Raw genomic sequence first — 23,543 nt, 5'->3', positions numbered from 1 at the left:
CAAGTAAGTCCACGGTCATCGGCAGGAATTCAACGCGGAAGGAGAGCTCAATTACTGCGTCACGGCCGTGTTCGAGTAAGAATGCCGGGACTGTGAGTCGAACGAGAAGGTATCCGGGAAAGGAAGATGTCGTGCACGTTACGAGGAGCCGGCAGGTGCCTCTCCTGGGACGATCCCGGGAGCTGAGCACGTGAGTAGCGACGACAACCAACTCCGCCAGTACCTCAAGCGTGCTGTCGCCGATGCCCAGGCAAGCCGCAGACGCCTGCGCGAGATCGAAGAGAAGGACCGCGAGCCCATCGCGATCGTCGGGATGGCCTGCCGCTACCCCGGCGGTGTGAACTCGCCCGAGCGGTTGTGGCAGGTGGTCGCCGACGGCGTCGACGCCGTGTCCCCGTTCCCGGAGCACCGGGGCTGGCCCCTGGACCGGCTCTACCACCCCGACCCCGACAGCGTCGGCAAGTCGTACACCGACCAGGGCGGGTTCCTGCACGACGCGGACCAGTTCGACCCGGAGTTCTTCGGGATGTCGCCGCGGGAGGCCCTGGCCACCGACCCCCAGCAGCGTCTGCTGCTTGAGACGGCGTGGGAGAGCTTCGAGCGCGCCGGCATATCCGCCGACTCGGTGCGCGGCAGCCGGACCGGTGTCTTCGTCGGGACGATGTACCACGACTACGGATCGCGCCCGCACCTGCCGCCGGAGGAGTTCGAGGGCTACCTCTACAGCGGCAGCGCCGGCAGCGTCGCCTCGGGCCGGCTGTCCTACGTCTTCGGCCTCGAGGGGCCGGCCGTCACCGTCGACACGGCGTGCTCCTCCTCCCTGGTCGCCATCCACCTGGCGGCGGCGGCACTGCGCCGCGGCGAGTGCGACCTGGCCCTGGCCGGCGGCGTGACCGTGATGTCCACGCCGCAGGCCTTCGTCGAGTTCTCCCGGCTGCGCGGCCTGTCGGCCGACGGACGGTGCAAGTCCTTCGCCGCCTCCGCCGACGGTACGGGCTGGGGCGAGGGCGCCGGCCTCCTGCTGGTGGAACGGCTCTCCGACGCCCAGCGCAACGGCCACCGGGTGCTCGCCGTGCTCAAGGGCTCGGCGATGAACCAGGACGGCGCCAGCAACGGGCTGAGCGCGCCCAACGGCCCCGCCCAGGAGCGGGTCATCCGTCAGGCACTCGCCAACGCGGGACTGTCCTCCGCCGACGTCGACGTCGTCGAGGCGCACGGTACCGGCACGCCTCTCGGTGACCCGATCGAGGCCAACGCCCTGCTCGCCACCTACGGCCGCGAGCGGTCGGCCGACCAGCCGCTCTGGCTGGGGTCGCTCAAGTCCAACATCGGGCACACGCAGGCCGCGGCCGGGGTCGGCGGCATCATCAAGATGGTCGAGGCGATCCGCCACGGCGTCATGCCGCAGACCCTGCACGCCGACGAGCCGACGCCGCACGTCGACTGGGACGCCGGGGTGCTGAACCTGCTCACCGAGCAGCGGGAGTGGCCGGAGCTGGACAGGCCGCGGCGGGCCGCCGTGTCCTCGTTCGGTTTCAGCGGGACCAACGCCCACGTCATCATCGAGCAGGCACCGCAGCCGGCCCCGCAGGAGCCCGCCGGGGCCCCCGCGTCCCCCGACGAGGCCCCGGCGAAGTCGGCCGAGGCGTCGGCGAAGCCCGCGCGGAAGACGGTTCGGAAGTCGGCGGAGAAGTCGGCCGAGAAGTCGGTGGAGCCTGCCGATAAGCCGACGCCGTCGGTCGTGCCGCCGACGCTGCCGTACGTCCTCTCGGCCCGGTCCGAGCAGGCGCTGCGTGTCCAGGCCGAGCGCATCCGCGCGCTCCTCGTCGACCGCGCCGACCTCGACCCCCTCGACCTGGCCCACTCGCTGGCCACCACCCGCTCCGCGCTGCGACAGCGCGCCGTGGTGGTCGCGGACGACCGCGACGAGCTGCTCAGCGGGCTCTCCTCCCTGGCGGAGGACGGCACCGGCGCCGTCCTCGGCACCAAGGACGAGGGCCGGATCGCCTTCATGTTCACCGGTGGAGGCGCCCAGCGCATCGGGATGGCGCGCGAACTGGTCGAGACCTTCCCGGCGTTCGCCGCGGCCTTCGACGAGGTCTGCGACGCGCTGGACGAGCATCTGCCCCGTCCGCTGCGCACGGTGATCGAGTCGGGTGACGAGCTCGACCAGATCGACTACACCCTCGCCGGGCTCTTCGCGGTCGGTGTGGCGCTGTTCCGCCTCCTGGAGACGTGGGGGGTGCACCCCGACTACCTGGTGGGCCACTCCACGGGCGAACTGATCGCCGCGCATCTGGCGGGTGTCCTGTCGCTGCCCGACGCCGCGATCCTGGTGACCGCGCGCGGCCGGCTGATGCGGGCCCTGCCGGAGGGCGGCGCGATGGTCGCCATAGCCGCGACCGAGGAGGAGGTGCTGGAGACCCTGGTCGGCACCGACCGGGCGGTGGTCGCCACGATCAACAGCCCGAACGCGGTGGTGATCTCGGGCGACGCGGAGCCCGTCCACGCCGTCGCGGCGATCTGGAAGGAGCGGGGCCGGAACACCAAGGTCCTGCCGATCAGCCACGCCTCGCACTCCCCCCGCATGGACCCCATGCTGGAGGAGTTCCGCGCGATCGCGAAGAAACTGACCTTCCACCGGCCCAAGTTCGGCGTCGTGTCCACGATGACCGGCGAGGTCGAGTCCGGCGACGGATGGACCTCGGCCGACTACTGGGTGGACCAGATCCGCAACCCGGTGCGCTTCCTCGACGCGGTGCGCACCCTGGAGGCGGAGGGCGTCACGACCCTGCTGGAGCTGGGCCCCGACGGGGTCCTCTCGGCGATGGCGGCCGCCAGTGCCGAACACGCCGTGTCCATCGCCTCCCTGCGCAAGGGCAAGTCCGAACCGCGCACGCTGGTCAACGCGCTCGGGGTGCTGCACACCCGCGGCGTGCCGGTGGACTGGCGGGCGTTCTTCTCCGGGACCGGTGCGCGTACGGCCGACCTGCCGACGTACCCCTTCCAGCGGGAACGTTTCTGGCTGGAGCAGTCGGCGACGGCCGGCGCGGGCTCGGAGCCGTACGGGCCGGACCCGATCAGGGCGCTCCACCAGGTCTCCTGGATCCCCGACCTCGTCCAGCCGTCCGCCCGGTCGACGGCCTGGGCCGTGCTCGGCGGTCCCGCCGCCGGGTCGGCCGACGTCCCGTCGTACGCGGACCTGACGGCCTTCGGGGAGGCGCTCGCGGCCGGATTCGCGGCCGACGCCCTCCTCGTACCGCCGGCGGCGCTCCAGCGGGCCGACGCGCCGGGCGGGCCCGCCCACCGTGCGCTGGCCCTCCTCCAGGAGTGGCTGGCCGAGGAGCGGTTCGCCGGCGTCCGCCTGGTCGTGGCCACCCGGGGCGGCGTCGCCACCGCGGACACCGAGGCACCCGACCCGGCGGCCGCCGCGGTGTGGGGCCTGGTCCGGTCCGTGCAGTCGGAGGCCCCCGACCGGATCGTGCTCGTCGACCTGGACACCGACGTCCCGGACGGCGACACGGCTTCGGACAGGAGTGCGGATACGGAGACGGAGCCGATCCCCTCGGCCCTGCTGACCGCCCTGCTCGCCGCCGACGAGCCCCAGGCCGCGATCCGCGCGGGCCGGCTCAGCGCCCCCCGGCTGAACCGCATCCGCGCCTCCGCCGTACGCACCACCCCCGACAGCCCGGTGTGGACGCCCGAAGGCACCGTCCTGATCACCGGCGGCACCGGCCTGCTCGGCGCCACCGTCGCCCGCCACCTCGTCACCGAGCACGGCGTCACACACCTGCTGCTGACCGGCCGCACGGGCGAGGCGGCGGCGGGAGCCGACAAGCTGCGGGACGAACTGACCGAGCTGGGCGCGACGGTGCGCATCGCCGCCTGCGATGTCGCGGACCGCGAAGCCCTCGCCGCGCTGCTCGGCGGGATCCCGGCCGACCAGCCGCTGACCGCGATCGTGCACGCGGCGGGAGTGCTGGACAACGGCCTCCTCCCGACGCTGACACCGGAGCAGCTGGACGCCGTACTGCGCCCCAAGGCCGAGGCCGCGTGGCATCTGCACGAGCTGACGCGCGAGGCGGACCTGACGGCCTTCGTGGTGTTCTCCTCGTCCGTCGGACTGTTCGGCGGGCCGGGGCAGGCGAACTACGCCGCCGCGAACGCCTTCCTCGACGGGCTCGCCCAGCACCGTCGCGCCCACGGACTGCCCGCAGTCTCGCTGGCCTGGGGCCTGTGGGACGTCGAGGGCGGCATCAACGCGGCACTGGGCGAGATCGACCGCGCCCGGTACGCCCGGGACGGCTTCGTCCCGATCGGCGCCGAGGAGGGCATGGCGCTCTTCGACGCCGCCCTCTCGGTGGGCCGGCCCGCGGTGACCGTCACGCCGTTCGACCAGGACGCGCTGCGGGCACTCGACCGGGTCTCCCCGCTGCTGCGGCTGCTGGCGCCCGCCCCGGAGCGCACGTCGGCGAAGAGCGCCGAGGTGTCGCTGGAGCAGCGGCTCTCGGGGATGGCCGGTGCCGAGCGCGAGGAGTTCGTCCTCGATCTGGTCCGTGGCGGGGTGGCGGCGGTGCTCGGCAGGAGCGACGCGTCCGCGATCGACCCCGAGCAGCCGTTCCGGGAGCTGGGTTTCGACTCGCTCACGGCGGTGGAGATGCGCAACAGGCTGAGCACGATGAGCGGTGTCCCGCTCCCCGCCACCTCGGTGTTCGACCACCCGACTCCGTCGAAGCTGGCCGCGTTCCTGCTCAGCCGCATCGCGACCGACGACACGGCGGCGCCCCGATCGGCCGCCCTGGACGTGCTGGACGAGCTGGAGGGCCTGCTGACGGCCGAGGCCGGCACGGACGCCGACGACGACCGCGCGGCGATCACCGTCCGGCTGCAGACGCTCCTGTCCCGGTGGCTGGAGACCGGCGCGGCACCCGGGGACGGGGCCGACACGGATCCGGCCGACTCGCTCGAATCGGCATCGACCGCCGAACTGCTCGACTTCATCGACAACGAACTCGGTCGCGCCACCAACTGATTCCCGCCCGACCTCAAGAACAGGTGAACCTTCCCATGGCGGACGAGAAGAAACTGGCGGATTATCTGAAATGGGTTACCGCTGATTTGAAGAAGGCCCGGCAACGCATCGCGGAGCTGGAGTCGGGCCGGGCGGAACCGGTCGCGATCGTGGGCATGGCCTGCCGTTTCCCGGGCGGCGTGCGCTCGGCGGACGATCTGTGGCAGCTCGTCGCGGACGGGCGGGACGGCATCACCGAATTCCCCTCCGACCGCGGCTGGAACGTCGACGCCCTCTACGACCCCGACCCGGACGTCCCGGGCACGACGTACACGCGTGAGGGCGGATTCCTCGAAGGAGCGGCCGAGTTCGACGCCTCCTTCTTCGGGATCTCGCCCCGCGAGGCACTCTCGATGGACCCGCAGCAGCGGGTACTGCTGGAGACCGCCTGGGAGACCTTCGAGCACGCGAGCATCGACCCCACGACGCTGAAGGGCTCCGACGTCGGTGTCTTCATCGGCGCCGTGGAGCAGTCCTACCTGGGGCTGGTGGGCCCGGAGGAGCTGGAGGGCTACCTGCTGACGAGCAAGCTCGGCAGCGTCGCCTCCGGCCGCATCTCGTACTCCTTCGGCTTCGAGGGTCCGGCCATCACCGTGGACACGGCGTGCTCGTCGTCCCTGGTCGCCATGCACCTCGCGGCGCAGTCGCTCCGTACCGGCGAGTCGAGTCTCGCGCTCGCCGGCGGCGTGACGATCGGCGGAACCCCCGGCGGCTTCGTCGACTTCGCCCGGCAGCGCGGGCTCGCGCCCGACGGCCGGTGCAAGTCCTTCTCGTCCTCGGCCGACGGCACCAGCTGGTCGGAGGGTGTCGGACTGCTCCTGCTCGAACGGCTCAGCGACGCGATCCGCAACGGGCACCGGGTGCAGGCCGTCCTGCGGGCGTCGGCGGTCAACTCCGACGGCGCCTCCAACGGCCTCACCGCCCCCAGCGGCCCGTCCCAGGAGCGGGTCATCCGCGCCGCGCTCACCGAGGCACGGCTGGACGCCTCCGACGTGGACGCCGTCGAGGCCCACGGCACCGGTACGCGGCTCGGTGACCCCATCGAGGCCCAGGCCCTGCTGGCCACCTACGGCGCCGCGCACACCACGGAACGCCCCCTGCTGCTGGGCTCGTTGAAGTCCAACATCGGGCACTCCGTGGCGGCCGCCGGGGTCGGCGGAGTGATCAAGATGGTCCAGGCGCTCAAGCACGAGGCGCTGCCGCGGACGCTGCACGTCGACGAGCCGACTCCGCTCGTCGACTGGTCCGCCGGCTCGGTCGAGCTGCTCACCGAGGAGCGTCCGTGGCCGGAGACGGGCCGGCCGCGCCGGGCCGCGGTCTCCGCGTTCGGGGTCAGTGGCACCAACGCGCACGTGATCCTGGAGCAGGCCCCCGAGGAGGAGCGGGCCGAAGTCCCGGCGTCCGCGCCGCCGTTCGTTCCGTGGGTGCTCTCCGCCAAGACCCAGGAGGCGCTGCACGCCCAGGCGCGCAACCTGGTGGCGTTCGCCGGGGCCGGGGCCGAATCCGGCTCCAACGGCGGCGGCTCCGGTACCAGCCCTTCCGCCCTGGACGTCGCCTACTCGCTCGCCACCACGCGTGCGGACCTGCCGCACCGGACCGTCGTCGTCGGCCCGGACCGCGCCTCGCTGCTCGCGGCGCTCGGTACGTTCACCGAGGGCGGGGTCCGTACCGCGGCCCCCGTCACACCGGGCAGGAGCAAGGGCAAGCTGGGGTTCCTCTTCACCGGCCAGGGCGCCCAGCGCGTCGCCATGGGCCGGACGCTGCACCAGGAGTTCCCGGTGTTCGCCGACGCGTTCGACGCGGCCTGCGCCGAGCTCGACCCGCACCTGGACCGGCCGCTGCGCGAGGTCCTCGACGTCGAGGACGCGATCGACGAGACGCGGTACGCCCAGCCCGCGCTGTTCGCGCTGGAGGTCGCCCTCTTCCGGCTGTTCGCGTCGTGGGGGATCAACCCGGACTTCCTCGCCGGTCACTCGATAGGCGAGCTGGCCGCGGCGCACGTGGCCGGAGTGCTGTCGCTGGAGGACGCGGCGGCCGTGGTCACCGCGCGGGGCCGGCTCATGCAGGCGCTCCCCGAGGGCGGGGCGATGGCGGCGCTGCAGGCCACGGAGGAGGAGATCGCGCCCCTGCTGCTGCGGTCCGGTGGATCCGCGGCGATCGCCGCCGTCAACGGCCCGGTCTCGACCGTGGTGTCCGGGGACCGGGAGACCGTCGAGGAGATCGGCGAGACGGTGCGCTCCTGGGGGCGTCGCGTCAAGCAGCTGACGGTCAGCCACGCCTTCCACTCGCCGCTGATGGACCCGATGCTCGAAGAGTTCGGCCAGGTGCTGCGGAAGGTCTCCCTCAACCCGCCGAACATCCCCGTCGTGTCGACGGTCACCGGCCGGATCGCCACCAAGGAGGAGCTCTGCTCCCCCGAGTACTGGGTCGATCAGGTACGGCGACCGGTCCGCTTCCTCGACGCGACCCGCACCCTCGCCGACCAGAACGTGACGGTCACCCTGGAACTGGGTCCGGCCGGCGTGCTCTCGGCCATGGTCGCCGAGAACGCGCCGATCACCCCCGTGGCCTCGGTGCGCAACGGCCGGGCCGAGGCGCACGACGTGGTCGCGGCGCTCGGTGGCCTCTGGACCGCCGGGATCCCGGTGGACTGGTCCGTCTTCTTCGGCGGAACCGGCGCTCGGCGGGTCGGGCTGCCGACGTACCCCTTCCAGCATGAGCGGTACTGGGTGGAGCACGCCCCGGCACCGGTCGCCTCGTCGGCGACGACCGCGCCGAGTGCGCGGGACGCGCTGCTGCGGGTCGACTGGACCCCCTTCGCCCCGGCGGAGCCGGCCACGGCGCCGGCCCTGGCGACACTGTCCGTCGACGGGTCCGACGGGATCACCGGGAACGACGCGGCCGAGCTGCCGGAACTCGCCGTCGGAGGCCGCTTCGACGACGTATCGGACGCCCTGACCGCCCTGGGCTCGGACGCGTCCTTCGACGCGCTCCTGGTCCCCCTGGTCTTCTCCTCCGGCGGTGAGGTTCCCCGGCGTGCCGAGGAGGCCGCGCAGCGGGTGCTGACGCTGGTCCAGTCGTGGCTGGCGGACGAGCGGGCCACCGACACTCCGCTGGTCGTCCTGACCCGCGGGGCCGTGGCGACCGGCCGGGCCGGCGTGGACGCCTCGGACCTCGTGGCGGCGCCGCTCTGGGGGCTGCTGCGCTCGGCGCAGTCGGAGGCGCCCGACCGGATCGTCCTCGTCGACGTCGACGAGGACCCGGCCTCGACGGCGGCCCTGCCCGCCCTCGTGGCGTCCGGGCAGCCGCAGATCGCCGTCCGCTCGGGCGACGTCCTCGTACCCGGTCTGGCCCAGGCCGCACCGGACGGTGAATCGCCCGGCGGTACGCCGTGGCGCCCCGGCGGCACGGTCCTGATCACCGGCGGAACCGGCGCGCTCGGCGGTCTCTTCGCCCGCCACCTGGTCCGCGCACACGGCGTGTCCCGGCTGCTGCTGGTCAGCCGGCGGGGCGCCGCCGCGGCCGGCGCGACGGAGCTGGCCGGTGAGCTCACCGGGCTCGGCGCCGAGGTGAGTGTCGTCTCCTGCGACCTCGCCGACCGGGAGGCGCTCTCCGCGCTGCTCGACGGCATCCCGGAGGAGCACCCGCTGACCGGGGTCGTGCACGCCGCCGGTGTGCTCGACGACGGCATGTTCCAGGACCTGACCCCGGACCGGCTGGCCGCCGTGCTCCGCCCCAAGGCCGAGGCCGCGTGGAACCTCCACGAGCTGACCCTCGGGCACGACCTGGACTCCTTCGTCCTGTTCTCGTCCATCGCGGGTGTCATCGGCGGCTCCGGCCAGGCCAACTACGCCGCGGCGAACACCTTCCTCGACGTCCTGGCCGGCCACCGGGCCGGACTCGGACTGCCCGCGACCTCGCTGGCCTGGGGACTGTGGGACTACGAGGGCGGGATGAGCGGACACCTGTCCGAGGCCGACCTCAAGCGGATCGGCCGCTCCGGTCTGCTCGCCATCACGGCGGAGACCGGTCCCGAGCTGCTGGACAGCGCGCTCCGGGCCGACCAGCCCGCGCTGGTCGTCACCCCGGTCGACCTGGCCGCGCTGCGCTCCCACGCCGGCCGGGCGCCGCTGCTGCTGCGCCGTCTGATCGGGACCGCCGACGGGGGTTCCGGGGATTCCCCGGCCGAGCCCGTGCTTCTCGCCGAGCGGCTGACGGGCCTGCCCCAGGCACGCCGGCACGAGGTCGTGGCGGACTTCGTCCGCCGGGAAGTGGCGCTGGTACTGGGACACTCCGCACCGGGCGCGATCGACGGGGACCAGCTCTTCTCCGCCCTCGGGTTCGACTCGCTCCTCTCCGTGGAGCTGCGGAACCGGCTCGCCGACGCCACCGCGCTGAAGCTGCCGCCCTCGCTGATCTTCGAGCACCCCACGCCGAACGCCCTGGTCGAGCACTTGTGCACCGTCCTGGTCGCCGCGACCGAGGGGGGCCCCGGGGCCGCCTCGGTCGACTTCGCCGCCGAGGTGTACCTCGACGAGTCCGTCCGCCCGGCGGGTGAGGTCGTCCGCGTGGCCACCGATCCCGACGAGATCCTGCTGACCGGCGCCACCGGCTTCCTCGGCGCGTTCCTCCTCCGCGACCTGATGCGGACGACCAGGGGCACGGTGCACTGCCTGGTCCGGGGGACCGACCGGGCCGACGCCACCCGCAGGCTGCTCGAGAACGCGGCCTGGTACCAGGTCGAGGACGACATCGACCTGGACCGGCTCTCCGTCCACGTCGGCGACCTGAGCGCCGAGCGGCTCGGCCTGACCGAGTCCGTCTTCGACGACCTGGCGCGGCGGGTCGACGTCGTCTACCACGCCGGCGCGACGGTCAGCTGGCTGCGGCCGTACACCGAGCTCGCCTCGGGGAACGTGGGCGGCACCCGGGAGATCCTGCGGCTGGCCGCGGCGCACCGGACGGTTCCGGTGCACTACGTGTCGACGACGGGTGTGTTCCCCGCGCCCGGCCCGGACGCGGCCCCGGCCACCGTGACGGACCCGACCGGTCCCGCGCACCTGCTGCACAACGGGTACCTGCAGAGCAAGTGGGTGGCCGAGCAGGTCATCGCGCTCGGCAGGAACCGCGGACTGCCCGTCTCGATCTACCGCGTGGACGTCGTGTGCGGTGACCGGGTCAGGGGCGCCTGCCAGACGCGCGACTTCATCTGGCTGAGCCTCAAGGGCCTGCTGGAGACCAAGGCGGTGCCGGAGAGCCTCGCCGGCGTCATCCACATGGTTCCGGTGGACTACGTCAGCGGGGCCATCACCGCCCTCTCGACGCGGGAGGACACCGCGGGCCGCACCTTCCACCTCTACAACCGGCAGAACCAGACGTTCACGGAGTTCGTCGGCCACCTCAGGTCGTTCGGGTACGAGCTGCCCGAGCTCGACTGGCCCTCGTGGTCGGCCCGCGTGCGCTCCGACAAGAAGAACGCCGTCGCCCCGCTGCTGGATTCGTTCGAGGGGATGAACGCCGGCAACGGCACGTCCACCTATCCGCCGATCGACGTCTCGGACACCGAGTACGCGCTTCGGGACACCGGCATCGAATGCCCGTCGATCGATCGCGAACTGTTCGAGAAGTACGTGGACTTCTTCGTCAACGCGGGCTATTTCCCCTCCCCCGCTCAGGCGGGATAACCGGAGGAGTAACCTGACCGCGCCGGAAGCCGTGCCGGGGGCCATCGCCCCCGGCACGGCTTCCGGCGCAACCGGATTTGGCCGAACACCTACTTGCCTTTCCGGCCAATTCCGCGAATGGCAGGGTCAACTCCCCATCTACAGCGGCGAGTTGGAATTCCCACCGCACAGCCGGTGATATAGTCATCTGCCATGGATAAGAATGCCGTTACCCAGCTGGTCGGAAAGTACATCGCGATCTGGAACGAAACGGATGGCCGGACTCGACGGGCTTTGATTGACGAACTCTTCACTCCCAACGCCACGTACACCGATCCGACCATCGTCGCCGACGGCACTACGGCCATCGACAACTACATCGGCGCCGCACAGAAGAACTTCACCGGAATGCTGTTCACCCACGGCACGGTGCTGACCCACCACGACGCCGTCCACTTCACGTGGCAGGTCGGCCCCGCCGGCCGCCCGCCGGTGGTGAGCGGCTCCGACGTCGCCCTGCTCGACGGCGGCCAGATCAGCCGGGTGTACGGCTTCTTCAACGGCTTCTGACCACACGCGGACCGCCCGCACCACGGTCACCGGTGGGCCGGTGGTCGTGGTGCGGGCGGTCGGGTACGGGCACGTCGGTTACGGGCACGTCGGGTATGGCCGGCCGCGGCGGAGCGTGAACGCGAAAACGCGCTCACGAGACGGTCGTTACGTGAGCCCCTTCACCGCCGCCGCCTCTTCGGCCTCGGCTACTTCGGCTTCGGGCGCGGTCCCGCCCCGAGGGGAAGCCGGAGCCCGCAGGAACCCGTAGGTCCCGAGTACGGCGGCCACCAGGATCACGCCGGCCACCGCCAGCGTCGCACCGTCCGGGTGGGTCAGCGGCTGACCGCGCAGCGCCTGCCAGAGCAGCAGCAGGAAGACCGCGGCGTACACGCCCGAGGCGAGCAGCACGAGGCGGAGCCGCAGCCGGTCGTCGGCGAGGCGGGCGTAGCGCGGCGCGAGGGTGATCAGCACCAGGACCAGCAGCGGAAGCAGTTGGAGCGCGTGCATGCCGAAGAAGTGCGATATCCGCAGATCGCCACCGGTCGTCGACCAGCCGGTCAGCGGCAGCGAGGGACCGCCGTCCGGCACACCGACGCTGTGCGCGCCGACCACCTTGTCGACACCCATCCGCTGCCCCGGCGCCGGCTCCGACATCAGGAACCCGACGGCGGTCCCGGCGAGGGCCAGGACGACTCCGCAGCGCATCGCCCAGGCGGACGCGCGGTCGGCCATGCGGGCGCGGATCAGCAGCACCGCGACGACGAGCGTGGCGAGCCAGAGGGCGATGACCGTGCCGCCCATCACGTTGTACAACAGCTCGTCGAAGGACGTCTCGTAGTTGAAGTGGCTGCGCTTCCCGCGCATCGCCTGCCCCGCGATGATCACGATCTCGATGACGCTCGCCACCGCGACGATCGCCCCCGCCCACCAGCCCACGCGTCGCCCGCGAGGGAGCAGCGTCAGCATCCAGGAAAGGGAGAGACAGTACGCCGCGAAGGAGAGCGAGAACTTGAACGGTTTGAACCAGATCGGCGAGTCCGCGATGACGCGGTCGTCGACGACGAGCCCCACCGCGGAGACGATCGCCACCGGCACCATCGCCGCGGCGGCCAGGACCAGCGGTCGATGCCATGACCGCCACGGAGCCGACGGCCGCGCCGCCGGATCGGGCGCCGTGGACGGAACTGATGAAGAAATCATGACCCTCCTCGCATATGAACAGCGGAGCGATCCACTGTTCGACGGCTCACCGGCGCGCTCGGCCGGCGTCCACCTGTTCTTCGCATCTGGAACAATCGCCCGACCGGGCGACTCGGTGACGTCGGCCGATTCCGGCTCCCGCCTTCCGAGCAGCAGGATCGGCGCTATGCTGAAAACCAGCCGGTCTATTTACGCTTCGGTCACCGGCATGTAATTTCCCCGGACCACGGCGCATTCGATTCCATTCGCGCCCGCGGTACCCGCACAAATCTGCCCGCACGCTACCAGCGCGGGTTGCGGAGGCCGGTCTCCTACCGGTAATCACGCGTGCGCGCACACGATGCCGATTCAATTACCGAGGGAAGACCGCTCACCCTCGCTCTTCCACGAGGGCCTGTCGGCTCGCACGACGTTCCACCGGCGTTCGCCCGCCCGCAACATGGTCGTGCCCCTCCCGCACCCCTCCCGCACCCCTCCCCACCCCCGATCCGAACAGCGCCTCGCGCCGCCCACCTCCCCCGACGCGCCCCGCCGGGGAGCCGGTCTCTCCTCGGTAATCAACCGGCGCGCCGGGGTAATGCGCGCGATTACCGGCAGGAGACCGGATCGGGGAAGGCCTCCCGGTAGCGTTCGGGCAGACCTATTCGGGCAGACCTATTCCGGGTTCCCAGAATTCGAATGGAGCGGTGCACCGTGAGCAACGACCAGATCCATCTGGTGAGCGACATAGACAATCACCAGGAGGCGTTCGGAACTGTTTTCAACGCCGGAGACGTCGAGGCGGTCAACGCCATGTACGTTGACGACGCGGTCGGTATGTGGGAGCCGGGAAAGCCGCTGCGCGGCCAGGAACGCCGTGAATACGTCGCCGAATTCCTGGCGAAGCGCAAGCCCCAGGTGGACGCGACCGTACGTCAGCAGCTCGTCGTCGGCGACCTCGCCATGCTCGTCGTCGACTGGACGATGGACACGATCGGCGAGGACGGCAACCCGGAGCCGCTGGCCGGCGTGGCCATCGACGTGCTCCAGCGGGGCGAGGACGGTTACTGGCGCTACGTCGTGGACAACCCCTTCGGTGTCAGCGGCCCGTGGGGTCTCGAGGACGAGGAGCAGGCGTAAGCGACACGCCTGCCAACGGGGGCGAACGAAGCCGCCGTGTCCCTTCCCGGGGCCGGCGACCGATCAATCACACCCGTCGCGGTGGACGCCGCACGGGGACACAGAGGAGCACACATGTCGAACACTTCAGCCCCCCAGTCGCCGGTCACCGTTGTCGGTCTCGGGCTGATGGGCCACGCGCTCGCCTCGGCCTTCCTGGCGAACGGTCACCCGACCACCGTCTGGAACCGCTCGGCCGGCAAGGCCGAGGACCTCGTCGCCAAGGGCGCCACCCTGGCCGACTCGGTCAAGAGCGCCGTCGAGGCCAGCCCGCTCGTCGTGGTCTGTGTCTCGGACTACGACGCCGTCCACGCCCTGCTGGAGCCCGTCGGCTCCTCGCTGGCCGGCCGCACCCTGGTCAACCTGACCACGGCCAGCTCCGGCCAGGCGCGCGAGACCGCCGAGTGGGCGACCAAGCTCGACAGCGCCTACCTCGACGGTGCGATCCTGGCGCTGCCCGACGCCGTCGGCACCGCCGACGCCGTGCTGCTCTACTCCGGCCCGAAGGCCGCCTTCGAGGAGCACCAGGCCACCCTCCAGGCGCTCAGCGACTCCGGCACCGTCTACCTCGACGAGGACCCCGGTCTCTCCGCGCTGTACGACATGTCCGTGCTGAGCATCATGTGGGGCGTCCTGAACAGCTTCCTCCACGGTGCCGCGCTCCTGGGCACGGCGAACGTCAAGGCGACGACCTTCGCGACCCTCGCCAGCACGGCGATCAACGTGACGTCCGAGTACGTCGCCGCGTACGCGCAGCAGATCGACGAGGGCACCTTCCCGGCCACCGACGCCACCATCGCCGTCCACGTGGGCGGCATGGAGCACCTCGTCCACGAGAGCGAGACGCTGGGTGTCAACACCGAGCTGCCGAAGTTCTTCCTGGAGCTGGCGAAGCGCGCCGTGGCCGACGGTGACGTCGAGAACAGCTACGCGTCGATGATCAAGCAGTTCCGCAAGCCCACCGCCTGAACGCTCCCCCACGCCTGACAGATCAGAGCCGGGAATCCGGGCGACGCGCTTCGCGATGACGACGCGCGTCGCGATCCGGATTCCCGGCTCTGCTCGGGATGCCCGAAACCGCGGCACCGCTCTCGTACCAGGGCTCGTATCAACGCTCGTACCAGGGCTCGTTTCAAAGTTCGCATCAACGCTCGTATCGAAGCTCGACGGCCGAAGCCCGGATGTCGAGCTCGCAGCTCGAATCCACGACGAATCAAAGACGGGGAAATCCACATGGAAAGCCGCAGCAAGTCCATATCCAGGAGAACCGCCCTCAAGGCGAGCGGCCTCGTCGCCGCCGGTACCGCCCTCGGCATGAGCCTCCCCGCGGTCGCCGAGGCCGCCGACGCCGCGAAGTCCGCCGACGCCGACCAGTGCGTCTACGACACGATCGTCATCGGCGCCGGCCTGGCCGGTCTCACCGCCGCCCGCGAGCTGCGCAAGAAGGGCCGTAAGGTCCTCGTGATCGAGGCGCGCAACCGCATCGGCGGGCGGACCTGGACCGATACGTTCAACGACTACGAGATCGAGCGCGGTGGCGCCTGGGTCGACCCGAAGCAGCCCCACGTCTGGCGTGAACTGTCCCGCTACGCCCTGCCGATCGTGGCCGACGCGGGCCCGGAGCGCGTGCTGATGCCGACCCTGAGCGGGTTCGCGGAGTTCGACCCGATCACGGCCTACACCCGGCAGGGCGAGCTGTTCACGCCCTTCTTCGACGGCGCGACGAACTACTTCCCCAAGCCGTACCAGCCCTTCACCCGCGAGGACCTGGTCACGCCGCTGGACGGGGTGACCCTGCGCGACCGGCTGAACCAGCTGGCCTTCGCGCCGCAGGACGAGATCCGGATGACCAGCACCACCGCGCTGTACGGTGCGCCGAGCACCCGGGGCGCACTGACCCAGCTGGCACAGTGGTGGGCACTGTCGGGCTGGAACTACGAGGGCTTCGCCGGCATCAACACGTACCGCATGCAGGGCGGCACCAAGTCCCTGGCGAACGCGATCCTCGCCGACGGCGCGCCGCACCTCGTGCTCAACTCCCCGGTTTCTTCCGTCACTCAGAAGAACGGCCAGGTCAAGGTCCTCACCCGGACCGGGGTGACCTACACCGCGACCGAGGTCATCATGGCCGTGCCGGTCAACGTCTGGAAGAAGATCACCTTCAGCCCTGCTCTTCCCACAGCGTATCGGGACGCCACCACCCAGGGATACGGTGTTCCGCGCCAGAAGAAGCTCTGGCTGGATCTGACCAACCCCACCGATCGGTTCATCGCCGAGGCGCCCGAGGGCTACGGCATCACCATCATGGGCCGGATGAACGACAACGCCCCCGTCGTGGCGTTCACCGTCGATCCCACGCTCGACGTCACCAGCCACGCGCAGGTCGAGGCCGCGGTGAAGCAGATCATGCCCCAGGCGAGCCTCCGCAGCTTCACCGTGACGGACTGGCAGGCGGAGGAGTTCTCCCTCGGCGGTCCCGCCTTCCGGCAGCCGTACCAGCTGACCCGGCTGCACCGCGCGATCAGCCAGCCTTTCGGGAAGGTCAAGTTCGCCGGTGACGACCTCGCCCTCGGCTGGAGCGGCTACATGGACGGCGCCATCGAGTCGGGCCTCCGGGTCGCCGGCTCGCCGACGCTCTCGCCGCTGCCGGCGGCCGCGCCGAACAACCGCGGCCTGGTCGGGCCCGAGGCCGATCGCAGGATCTACCGCTCCATGATCGGTCTCTGAACAACCCGTCGGCACCCATCAGTTCAAAGGGGCAGCAAGCGATGACCACTTCCGCGACCGAGCCCGTGGACTCCGTGTTCACGTGGTTCCGCGAGATGCACGACAAGAACCCGATCCAGCGCGACGACGAGTACGGGTGGCAGCTGTTCCGCCACGGTGACATCAGCCGCGTACTCACCGACCCGAAGACGTTCTCCTCGGACACCGTGCGGCTGTACAACGAGCCGCAGCCCGACTTCGACCTGTTCCTCATGGGCAACCTGGTCACGAGCGACCAGCCCCATCACCGGAAGCTGCGCCAGGTCATCAACCGCGTCTTCACCCCGCGCGCCGTGAACGGCCTGGCCGACCGGATCGCCCGCATCACCGACTCCCTGCTCGACGAGGTGGCCGGGCAGGACACCTTCGACCTGATGGAGACGCTGGCCTACCCTCTGCCGATCATCGTGATCGCGGAGATGCTCGGCCTGCCGGCCGAGGACGTGCCGCTGTACAAGGGCTGGGGCGAGGCGCTGGGCGCGCTCGACGCCGCCACCCCGCCGCCCGAGGTGATGGAGAACGAGATCGCTCCCGCCATCCGGGAGATGAACGAGTACATCCTCAAGCACGTGGCGATCAAGCGGGAGAACCCGGCCGACGACCTGCTCAGCGGGCTGGCCAACGCCACCATCGACGACAAGCCGCTGCGCGACGGCGACCTGATCGGCCTGGTCGGCCTCACCCTGTTCGCCGGCCACGCCGCCTCCATGGCGATGGTCGGCAACGCGCTCCTCACCTTCGACCGCCACCCCGAGACGTTCGCCGCCATCCGGGCCGACCGCGATCTTCTCCCCGGTGCCATCGAGGAGTTGATGCGCCTCTACCCGCCGTTCTCGCGGGTGGCCCGCGTCACCACCGTCGAGACCGAGATCGACGGACACAAGATAGGCAAGGACGAGCTGGTGACCCTGTGGGTCGGCTCGGCCAACCGGGACCCGGAGCGTTTCCCGGACCCCGACACCTTCGACATCCACCGCGACACCAGCGGACACATCGCCTTCGGCCAGGGGATCCACTTCTGCCTCGGCGCTCCGCTGGCCCGCCTGGAGGTCAAGATCGCGCTCAACGCCCTCTTCGACCGATTCGACCGAATCGAAGTGGACTACTCTGGCCTGGAGTTCGAGGACCCGATGCAGATCATCTGCCCCCGGACCCTCCCGGTACGCGTGACCCGGTGACCCCGCGGCGTCCGAGCGCGTGACGCCGAAGGCATCCTGGTGGCGAACGGAACACCCCACCCACACCGACGCGGTGTTCGTGGGCCTCGGGAACCGACCAGGATGACCCCCCACTTTCGAGCCGAGGACCCGGTGCGGGCCGCGTCGGCCCGACGGACGGAGCATGCGATGACGTACGAGATCCGCGACGGCGGCCGGCCCCCGACCGGGCAGCGCTCCGGTGCGGAGGGCGGCGCCAGGCTGGTGGCGATCAGCGACCTGCACATCAGATACGCGGAGAATCGTGACATCGTCGAACGGCTGCGGCCCGAATCCGACGCGGACTGGCTGCTGATCGCCGGTGACATCGGCGAGTTGGTGGCCGACGTCGAATGGACGCTGCGCGTCCTGAGCGAGCGTTTCGCCAAGGTGATCTGGGCGCCGGGCAACCACGAGCTGTGGACACCTCCCGAGGATCCGGTCCAGCTGCGGGGCGTCCGTCGCTACGACCATCTCGTCGAGATCTGCCGGAAGTTGGGCGTGGTGACGCCCGAGGACCCCTATCCGGTCTGGGAGGGCCCGGGCGGCCCCTGCGTGATAGCGCCGCTCTTCGTCCTCTACGACTACTCGTTCCGGCCGGCGGGAACGTACGACAAGTCGGCGGCCCTGGCGGTCGCCGAGCAGGCGGGGATCGTCTGCACGGACGAGTACTTCCTGCACCCGGACCCCTACCCGACGCGGGACGACTGGTGCCGGGCCCGCCTCGCCGCAACCGAGGCCAGGCTCGCCGCCATACCGGCCGACCTGCCGACGGTGCTCGTGAACCACTTCCCGCTGGTACGCGAGCCCACCCGCATCCTGCGCCACCCGGAGTTCGCCCTGTGGTGCGGCACGGAGGCGACCGCCGACTGGCCCACCCGCTTCCGTGCGGCCGCGGTGGTCTACGGCCACCTCCACATCCCCCGTCTGCTGTGGTCGGAGGGCGTGCCGCACCAGGAGGTGTCGCTGGGCTATCCACGGGAGTGGAGCCGGCGCGCCACGCCGCCCGGCCGCCCCGTACAGATCCTGCCGGGCCCCACCACGGCCACGCGGCAGGAGCGGCAGGAGCATCCCGAGCAGCAGCACCAGCAGCAGGAGCGACAGGAGCGAAAGTCATGACCGTCCTCGACGACCACCCGCGCACCTCCCCCGCGCCGACGCCCGACAACCGCGGTCGGGTGGCCGAGCTGCACGCCCTGCGGGAGCAGGCACAGGACGGCCCGAGCGAGCGGGCGACCGCCGCGCAGCACGCGAAGGGCAAGCTGACGGCGCGCGAGCGCATCGACCAACTCCTGGACCCTGGTTCGTTCATGGAGGTCGAGCAGTTGCGGCGGCATCGGGCGACGGGGTTCGGCCTGGAGGCGAAGAAGCCGTACACCGATGGTGTGATCACGGGCTGGGGCACGGTCGAGGGCCGGACGGTCTTCGTGTACGCGCACGACTTCCGGATCTTCGGTGGCGCGCTGGGTGAGGCGCACGCGACGAAGATCCACAAGATCATGGACATGGCGATCGCGGCGGGTGCTCCGCTGGTCTCGCTGAACGACGGTGCGGGCGCCCGTATCCAGGAGGGTGTCTCCGCGCTCGCCGGTTACGGCGGGATCTTCCAGCGCAACACCAGGGCCTCGGGTGTCATCCCGCAGATCTCGGTGATGCTCGGCCCGTGCGCCGGCGGCGCGGCCTACTCCCCGGCGCTGACCGACTTCGTGTTCATGGTCCGTGAGACCTCGCAGATGTTCATCACCGGTCCGGACGTCGTCAAGGCGGTCACCGGCGAGGAGATCACCCAGAACGGCCTCGGCGGCGCCGACGTGCACGCCGGGACCAGCGGGGTGGCGCACTTCGCGTACGACGACGAGGAGACCTGCATCGCGGAGGTCCGCTACCTGCTGTCGATGCTCCCGCAGAACAACCGCGAGAACCCGCCGACCGTCGCCTCCGAGGACCCGGCCGACCGCCGCTCCGAGGTCCTCCTCGACCTGGTCCCGGCCGACGGCAACCGCCCCTACGACATGCACAAGGTCATCGAGGAGCTCGTCGACGACGGCGACTACCTGGAGATCCACGAGCGCTGGGCCCGCAACATCATCTGCGCGCTGGCCCGGCTCGACGGCCAGGTCGTCGGCATCGTCGCCAACCAGCCCCAGTCGCTGGCCGGTGTCCTGGACATCGAGGCCTCCGAGAAGGCCGCCCGCTTCGTGCAGATGTGCGACGCCTTCAACATCCCGATCATCACTCTTCTGGACGTCCCCGGCTTCCTGCCCGGCGTCGACCAGGAGCACGGTGGAATCATCCGCCACGGCGCGAAGCTGCTGTACGCGTACTGCAACGCGACCGTGCCCCGGATCAGCCTGATCCTGCGCAAGGCGTACGGCGGCGCTTACATCGTCATGGACTCCCAGTCCATCGGCGCCGACCTGACGTACGCCTGGCCCACCAACGAAATCGCGGTCATGGGCGCCGAGGGCGCCGCCAACGTGATCTTCCGCAAGCAGATCGCCGACGCCGAGGACCCCGAGGCCATGCGCACCCGCATGGTCAAGGAGTACAAGGCCGAACTGATGCACCCGTACTACGCGGCGGAGCGAGGCCTGGTCGACGACGTCATCGACCCCACCGACACCCGCCAGGTGCTCATCCGGTCCCTCGCGATGCTCCGCACCAAGCACGCCGACCTGCCGTCCCGCAAGCACGGCAACCCCCCGCAGTGAGCGACGCCGGCATGCGAGACGGAACAGCGATGAGCCTCCTGATGAGGGACCTCCTCCCCCGCACGGTCGAGATCATGGAGACGTTCGGTGACGCCCCCGTGTCCTCCCTCTTCCCCGAGGAGGCCGCGGTGGTGGCGAACGCGGCCGAGGTCAGACGCCGGGAGTTCGCCACCGTCAGATCCTGCGCCAGAACGGCACTCGGCCGCCTGGGCGAGCCACCGGCCCCCCTGCTGCCGGGCCTGCGCGGTGCGCCGGGGTGGCCGGCCGGGATAGTCGGCACGATGACGCACTGCACGGGCTACCGGGCGGCGGCCGTGGCCCGCTCGTCCGACGTGGTGAGCCTCGGCATGGACGCCGAACGCAACGAGCCGCTGCCCAACGAAGGCGTACTGGACCTGGTGACGCTCCCCGCCGAACGCACCCGCCTCACCCAACTGACCGCGGACCGCCCGGAGATCTGCTGGGACCGACTGGTCTTCAGCGCCAAGGAAAGCGTCTACAAGACCTGGTTCCCCCTGACCCACACCTTCCTGGACTTCCTGGAGTGCGACGTCACGGTGCACCCGGCCACAGGCACGTTCACCGCACGACTCCTGGTCCCGGGCCCCCTGGTATCCGGCACGAGACTCCCCACCTTCAAAGGAACCTGGCGCGCCACGAACAGCCTCCTGCTAACCGCCATAACCCTGCCCCGCTGGACCCGCTGACCGCTGCCCCGCCCCACACGCACGGCCCTGGGGAGCATCCGGGTCTGTGAAACTGCGGTCCTACGTTCCGTCGGCCGATCCGAGCAACGGGAAGCAGCGTCACACAGGCGGCAGTCCGCTTGATGTCGCCGGTCAGTAGTCGAATGCGTCGAGGTGTCGGCGCAGCAGGTCACTGATGTCTTCACGGCTCCCTTGGGCCGGCAGCGGCGAGGGGTTGTCCTCGCCGTTCGCCATGGCGATGCTGCTGGCGAAGCGCACGAGGTTCGGCGCCGGGGCGAGGGAGTCGCGCAACCAGAGGGCGAAGGCGCCGGCTTCGTCCGCGGTCACATCGGTGAGGGTGATGTAGGCATGGTCGGGCTCGGTGATGGCCGCGGTACCGTCCAGCCACACGTCCGGCGTCAGCTCGATCTCGAAGTCCAGCACGGGCATCTCGTGCACGCCGGAACGCCGGTGCCCGATGGTGGGATCGGGGAACGCCTCCCGCAACGCCCGCTCCAGGGACTCCAGCGTGGCGTGCCAGGCTCCGCCGTCCCCATCGGGGGGATAGAAGGCGAAGTTCGTCCGGATGCTTCGTTCCGTGGCCATGGACTTCCTTGTTCTCAGGGGACGTACCGCGTCGAGCCGGGCGTGCCCGTCATCGCCATCATGGACTGCCGGCAGACGGCGTTGTCCCATCTGTAGGCGCTCCAGGTGGCGGCAAGCGTCAGACAAGCCTCACGAGGACCGCCGCTACCCGGCGGCTGGGGCATGAAGTCCTCGCTCGCCAGGTGACCGTGCATCACTCGACCGTGCTTGCGCACGTGCCCGATCGCGTTGAATGAGAGCCATGAGCAACGCACTGGGTTTCAGCGAGGACGAGCTGCGCCGGCTGGCCGGGTCTCGGTCGTTCGAGCGTGGTGTCGGCTACCTGCCCTCCGTGTCCGCGCTGGAGATCGGAGAGAGGTCGATCGCTGCGACCGTCGACGGCACCGACACCTACGAGGTCGAGCTGACGGAGTGCGCGAACGGGGTCACCGGCCGGTGCGACTGCCCGTACGGGCAAGAGGGCAACTTCTGCAAGCACTGCGTGGCGGTGGGACTGGCCGTCCTGCGACAGACGGAATCCGTACCCCAGCTGCGGGCCGCCGCCGCGTCCCGCAGCAGGCAGCTCACCACCTGGCTGGAATCCCGTAGCCGGGACGAACTCCTCTGCCTCGTACGGGAGCAGATCACTGCCGACCGCGACCTGCGCCGTCGGCTGGAACTGCGGGCGGCCGCCGCAGGCGACGACCTCGGCGCCGTACGCGAGCACATCGTGGGCCTTCTCGACACCCGGCCATTCGCCCGGTACGGCTACGTCGAATACGCGGACGCACGCGCTTACGGGCTCCAGGCCGCCGAGGCCGTGTCCGCACTGAGCGCCCTGACGGATACCGGCCGGGCGGCGGAAGCCGTGGAAGTGGCCCGGAGTGCGATCGAGGCCCTCGCCAGGACGTACGGGGAGATCGACGACTCGGACGGGGTCATCGGCGACGTGGCGAACAGCCTGGCCACAGTGCATCTGGAGGCCTGCCGGAACGCCCGCCCCGACCCGGAACGGACCGCCGACTGGCTGGTGGACCACCTCTTGGGCGACCTGAGCGACGCCACCGACATCCGCCTGCCCGACTACGCGGACGTCCTGGGCGCGGCGGGCCTGGCACGGGCCCACGAACGGGCCGCCGCAGCCCTGCGCGACAACCCGAAGGGCTGGGCAGAGCGGTACCTCATGGAACAGCTGATGCGTGCGGAGGGCAGCGTGGACGCGCTGATCGCCCTCCACGCGACGGACTTGGCTCCGTCGGGCGCCACGCACCTGCAGATCGCCCAGGAACTGGATCGGGCGGGCCGTCCGGCCGAGGCCCTGGAGTGGGCGGAACGCGGCCTTCTTGAGGCCGAACCCGGCCTCGGCCCGGAGACCCGTCTGGTGGACTTCGTCTGCGAGCGCTACACCCGGACCGGTCGCGCAGCAGACGTCGTCGCGGTCCGCCGCGACGTCCTGCTCCGCCGCCGCTCACTGGCCACGTACCAGGACCTGCGCAGGGCGGCCCGGTCAGCCGACTGCTGGAACGAGACCGAACGGACACGGGCACTGGACGCACTGCGCGCAGATGCCCGGCTCCGCGAGAACCTCGGCCCCTCGGGCTCGGCCCTGGTCGACGCCCTCCTGGACGACGGCGACCACGAAGCGGCCTGGGAGGCGGCCGAGGAAGGTTACGCCGACAGCCGCCAGTGGCTCGCCCTCGCCGATCGCACCCGGGATCGGCGCCCAGCCGACGCCCTGACCGTCTACCTGCGCCTGATCGGCCCCCTGCTCACCCGCACCGGCGACGCCACGTACGAGCACCTGACGGAACTCCTGCTCAGCGCCCGCGCCTGCCACCACGCCCTCGGCACAGAGAACGCCTTCACCGCCTACATGACCACCCTGCGCGCCGCCCAGAAACGCAAGCGCAATCTGCTGGCACTGCTCAACCGCCACGGCTTGTAGCAGCGCAAAC

The 23,543-nt window shown here is 70.8% G+C and carries 12 protein-coding genes and 2 pseudogenes; 11 read left to right on the top strand and 3 right to left on the bottom strand.

Annotated features, from left to right (window positions below):
* Window positions 1-232: 232 nt before the first annotated feature.
* The 3 genes and pseudogenes from OG361_RS30130 to OG361_RS30120 all read left to right on the top strand — a co-directional run.
* Window positions 233-5,032, top strand: a pseudogene (locus tag OG361_RS30130) (SDR family NAD(P)-dependent oxidoreductase); the annotation flags it as partial.
* A gap of 77 nt (window positions 5,033-5,109) precedes the next feature.
* Window positions 5,110-10,755, top strand: a pseudogene (locus OG361_RS30125) (thioester reductase domain-containing protein); the annotation flags it as partial.
* A 192-nt stretch (window positions 10,756-10,947) separates the two neighbouring features.
* Window positions 10,948-11,304, top strand: a complete 357-nt coding sequence (locus OG361_RS30120) for a nuclear transport factor 2 family protein (protein WP_384571395.1) — start codon at window positions 10,948-10,950, stop codon at window positions 11,302-11,304.
* A 147-nt stretch (window positions 11,305-11,451) separates the two neighbouring features.
* Here the strand turns inward: OG361_RS30120 and OG361_RS30115 are convergent, their stop codons facing one another.
* Window positions 11,452-12,384 (bottom strand): hypothetical protein, encoded by a 933-nt coding sequence (locus OG361_RS30115; protein ID WP_405862524.1) that lies wholly within the window; start codon window positions 12,382-12,384, stop codon window positions 11,452-11,454.
* A gap of 795 nt (window positions 12,385-13,179) precedes the next feature.
* Here OG361_RS30115 and OG361_RS30110 point away from each other — a divergent pair.
* The 7 genes from OG361_RS30110 to OG361_RS30080 all read left to right on the top strand — a co-directional run bounded on the left by OG361_RS30110 (window position 13,180) and on the right by OG361_RS30080 (window position 21,024).
* The gene (locus tag OG361_RS30110; protein WP_405858476.1) at window positions 13,180-13,605 is read left to right on the top strand and encodes a YybH family protein; all 426 of its coding nucleotides are present in this window, start codon (window positions 13,180-13,182) and stop codon (window positions 13,603-13,605) included.
* A 114-nt stretch (window positions 13,606-13,719) separates the two neighbouring features.
* Window positions 13,720-14,613, top strand: a complete 894-nt coding sequence (locus OG361_RS30105) for an NAD(P)-dependent oxidoreductase (RefSeq protein ID WP_405858474.1) — start codon at window positions 13,720-13,722, stop codon at window positions 14,611-14,613.
* A gap of 264 nt (window positions 14,614-14,877) precedes the next feature.
* Window positions 14,878-16,371 carry an FAD-dependent oxidoreductase gene (locus OG361_RS30100; RefSeq protein WP_405858472.1) on the top strand — a complete coding sequence of 498 codons (1,494 nt, stop codon included), beginning with the start codon at window positions 14,878-14,880 and terminating at the stop codon, window positions 16,369-16,371.
* A gap of 41 nt (window positions 16,372-16,412) precedes the next feature.
* Entirely contained in the window at window positions 16,413-17,588 is a 1,176-nt protein-coding gene (locus tag OG361_RS30095) for a cytochrome P450 (protein WP_405858470.1), read from the top strand.
* A 168-nt stretch (window positions 17,589-17,756) separates the two neighbouring features.
* Entirely contained in the window at window positions 17,757-18,725 is a 969-nt protein-coding gene (locus tag OG361_RS30090; RefSeq protein ID WP_405858468.1) for a metallophosphoesterase family protein, read from the top strand.
* Window positions 18,722-20,317 carry an acyl-CoA carboxylase subunit beta gene (locus OG361_RS30085; RefSeq protein WP_405858467.1) on the top strand — a complete coding sequence of 532 codons (1,596 nt, stop codon included), beginning with the start codon at window positions 18,722-18,724 and terminating at the stop codon, window positions 20,315-20,317. The genes OG361_RS30090 and OG361_RS30085 overlap by 4 nt, the downstream gene beginning before the upstream one ends.
* A 38-nt stretch (window positions 20,318-20,355) precedes the next feature.
* A complete protein-coding gene (locus OG361_RS30080; protein WP_405862522.1) occupies window positions 20,356-21,024 on the top strand; it encodes a 4'-phosphopantetheinyl transferase in 669 nt (222 codons plus the stop codon).
* A gap of 132 nt (window positions 21,025-21,156) precedes the next feature.
* Here OG361_RS30080 and OG361_RS30075 read toward each other — a convergent pair whose 3' ends face one another.
* On the bottom strand, window positions 21,157-21,609 hold the full coding sequence (locus OG361_RS30075) for a hypothetical protein (RefSeq protein WP_405858465.1): 453 nt from the start codon (window positions 21,607-21,609) through the stop codon (window positions 21,157-21,159).
* A 14-nt stretch (window positions 21,610-21,623) separates the two neighbouring features.
* The gene (locus OG361_RS30070) at window positions 21,624-21,803 is read right to left on the bottom strand and encodes a hypothetical protein (RefSeq protein WP_405858464.1); all 180 of its coding nucleotides are present in this window, start codon (window positions 21,801-21,803) and stop codon (window positions 21,624-21,626) included.
* A 47-nt stretch (window positions 21,804-21,850) separates the two neighbouring features.
* Between OG361_RS30070 and OG361_RS30065 the strand changes: the two genes are divergently transcribed.
* A complete protein-coding gene (locus OG361_RS30065) occupies window positions 21,851-23,533 on the top strand; it encodes an SWIM zinc finger domain-containing protein (protein WP_405858462.1) in 1,683 nt (560 codons plus the stop codon).
* Window positions 23,534-23,543 lie beyond the last annotated feature (10 nt).

The sequence above is a fragment of the Streptomyces sp. NBC_00090 genome, from assembly GCF_045160815.1.
Taxonomy (GTDB): domain Bacteria; phylum Actinomycetota; class Actinomycetes; order Streptomycetales; family Streptomycetaceae; genus Streptomyces.
This window is presented reverse-complemented; position numbering and strand designations above follow the sequence as displayed.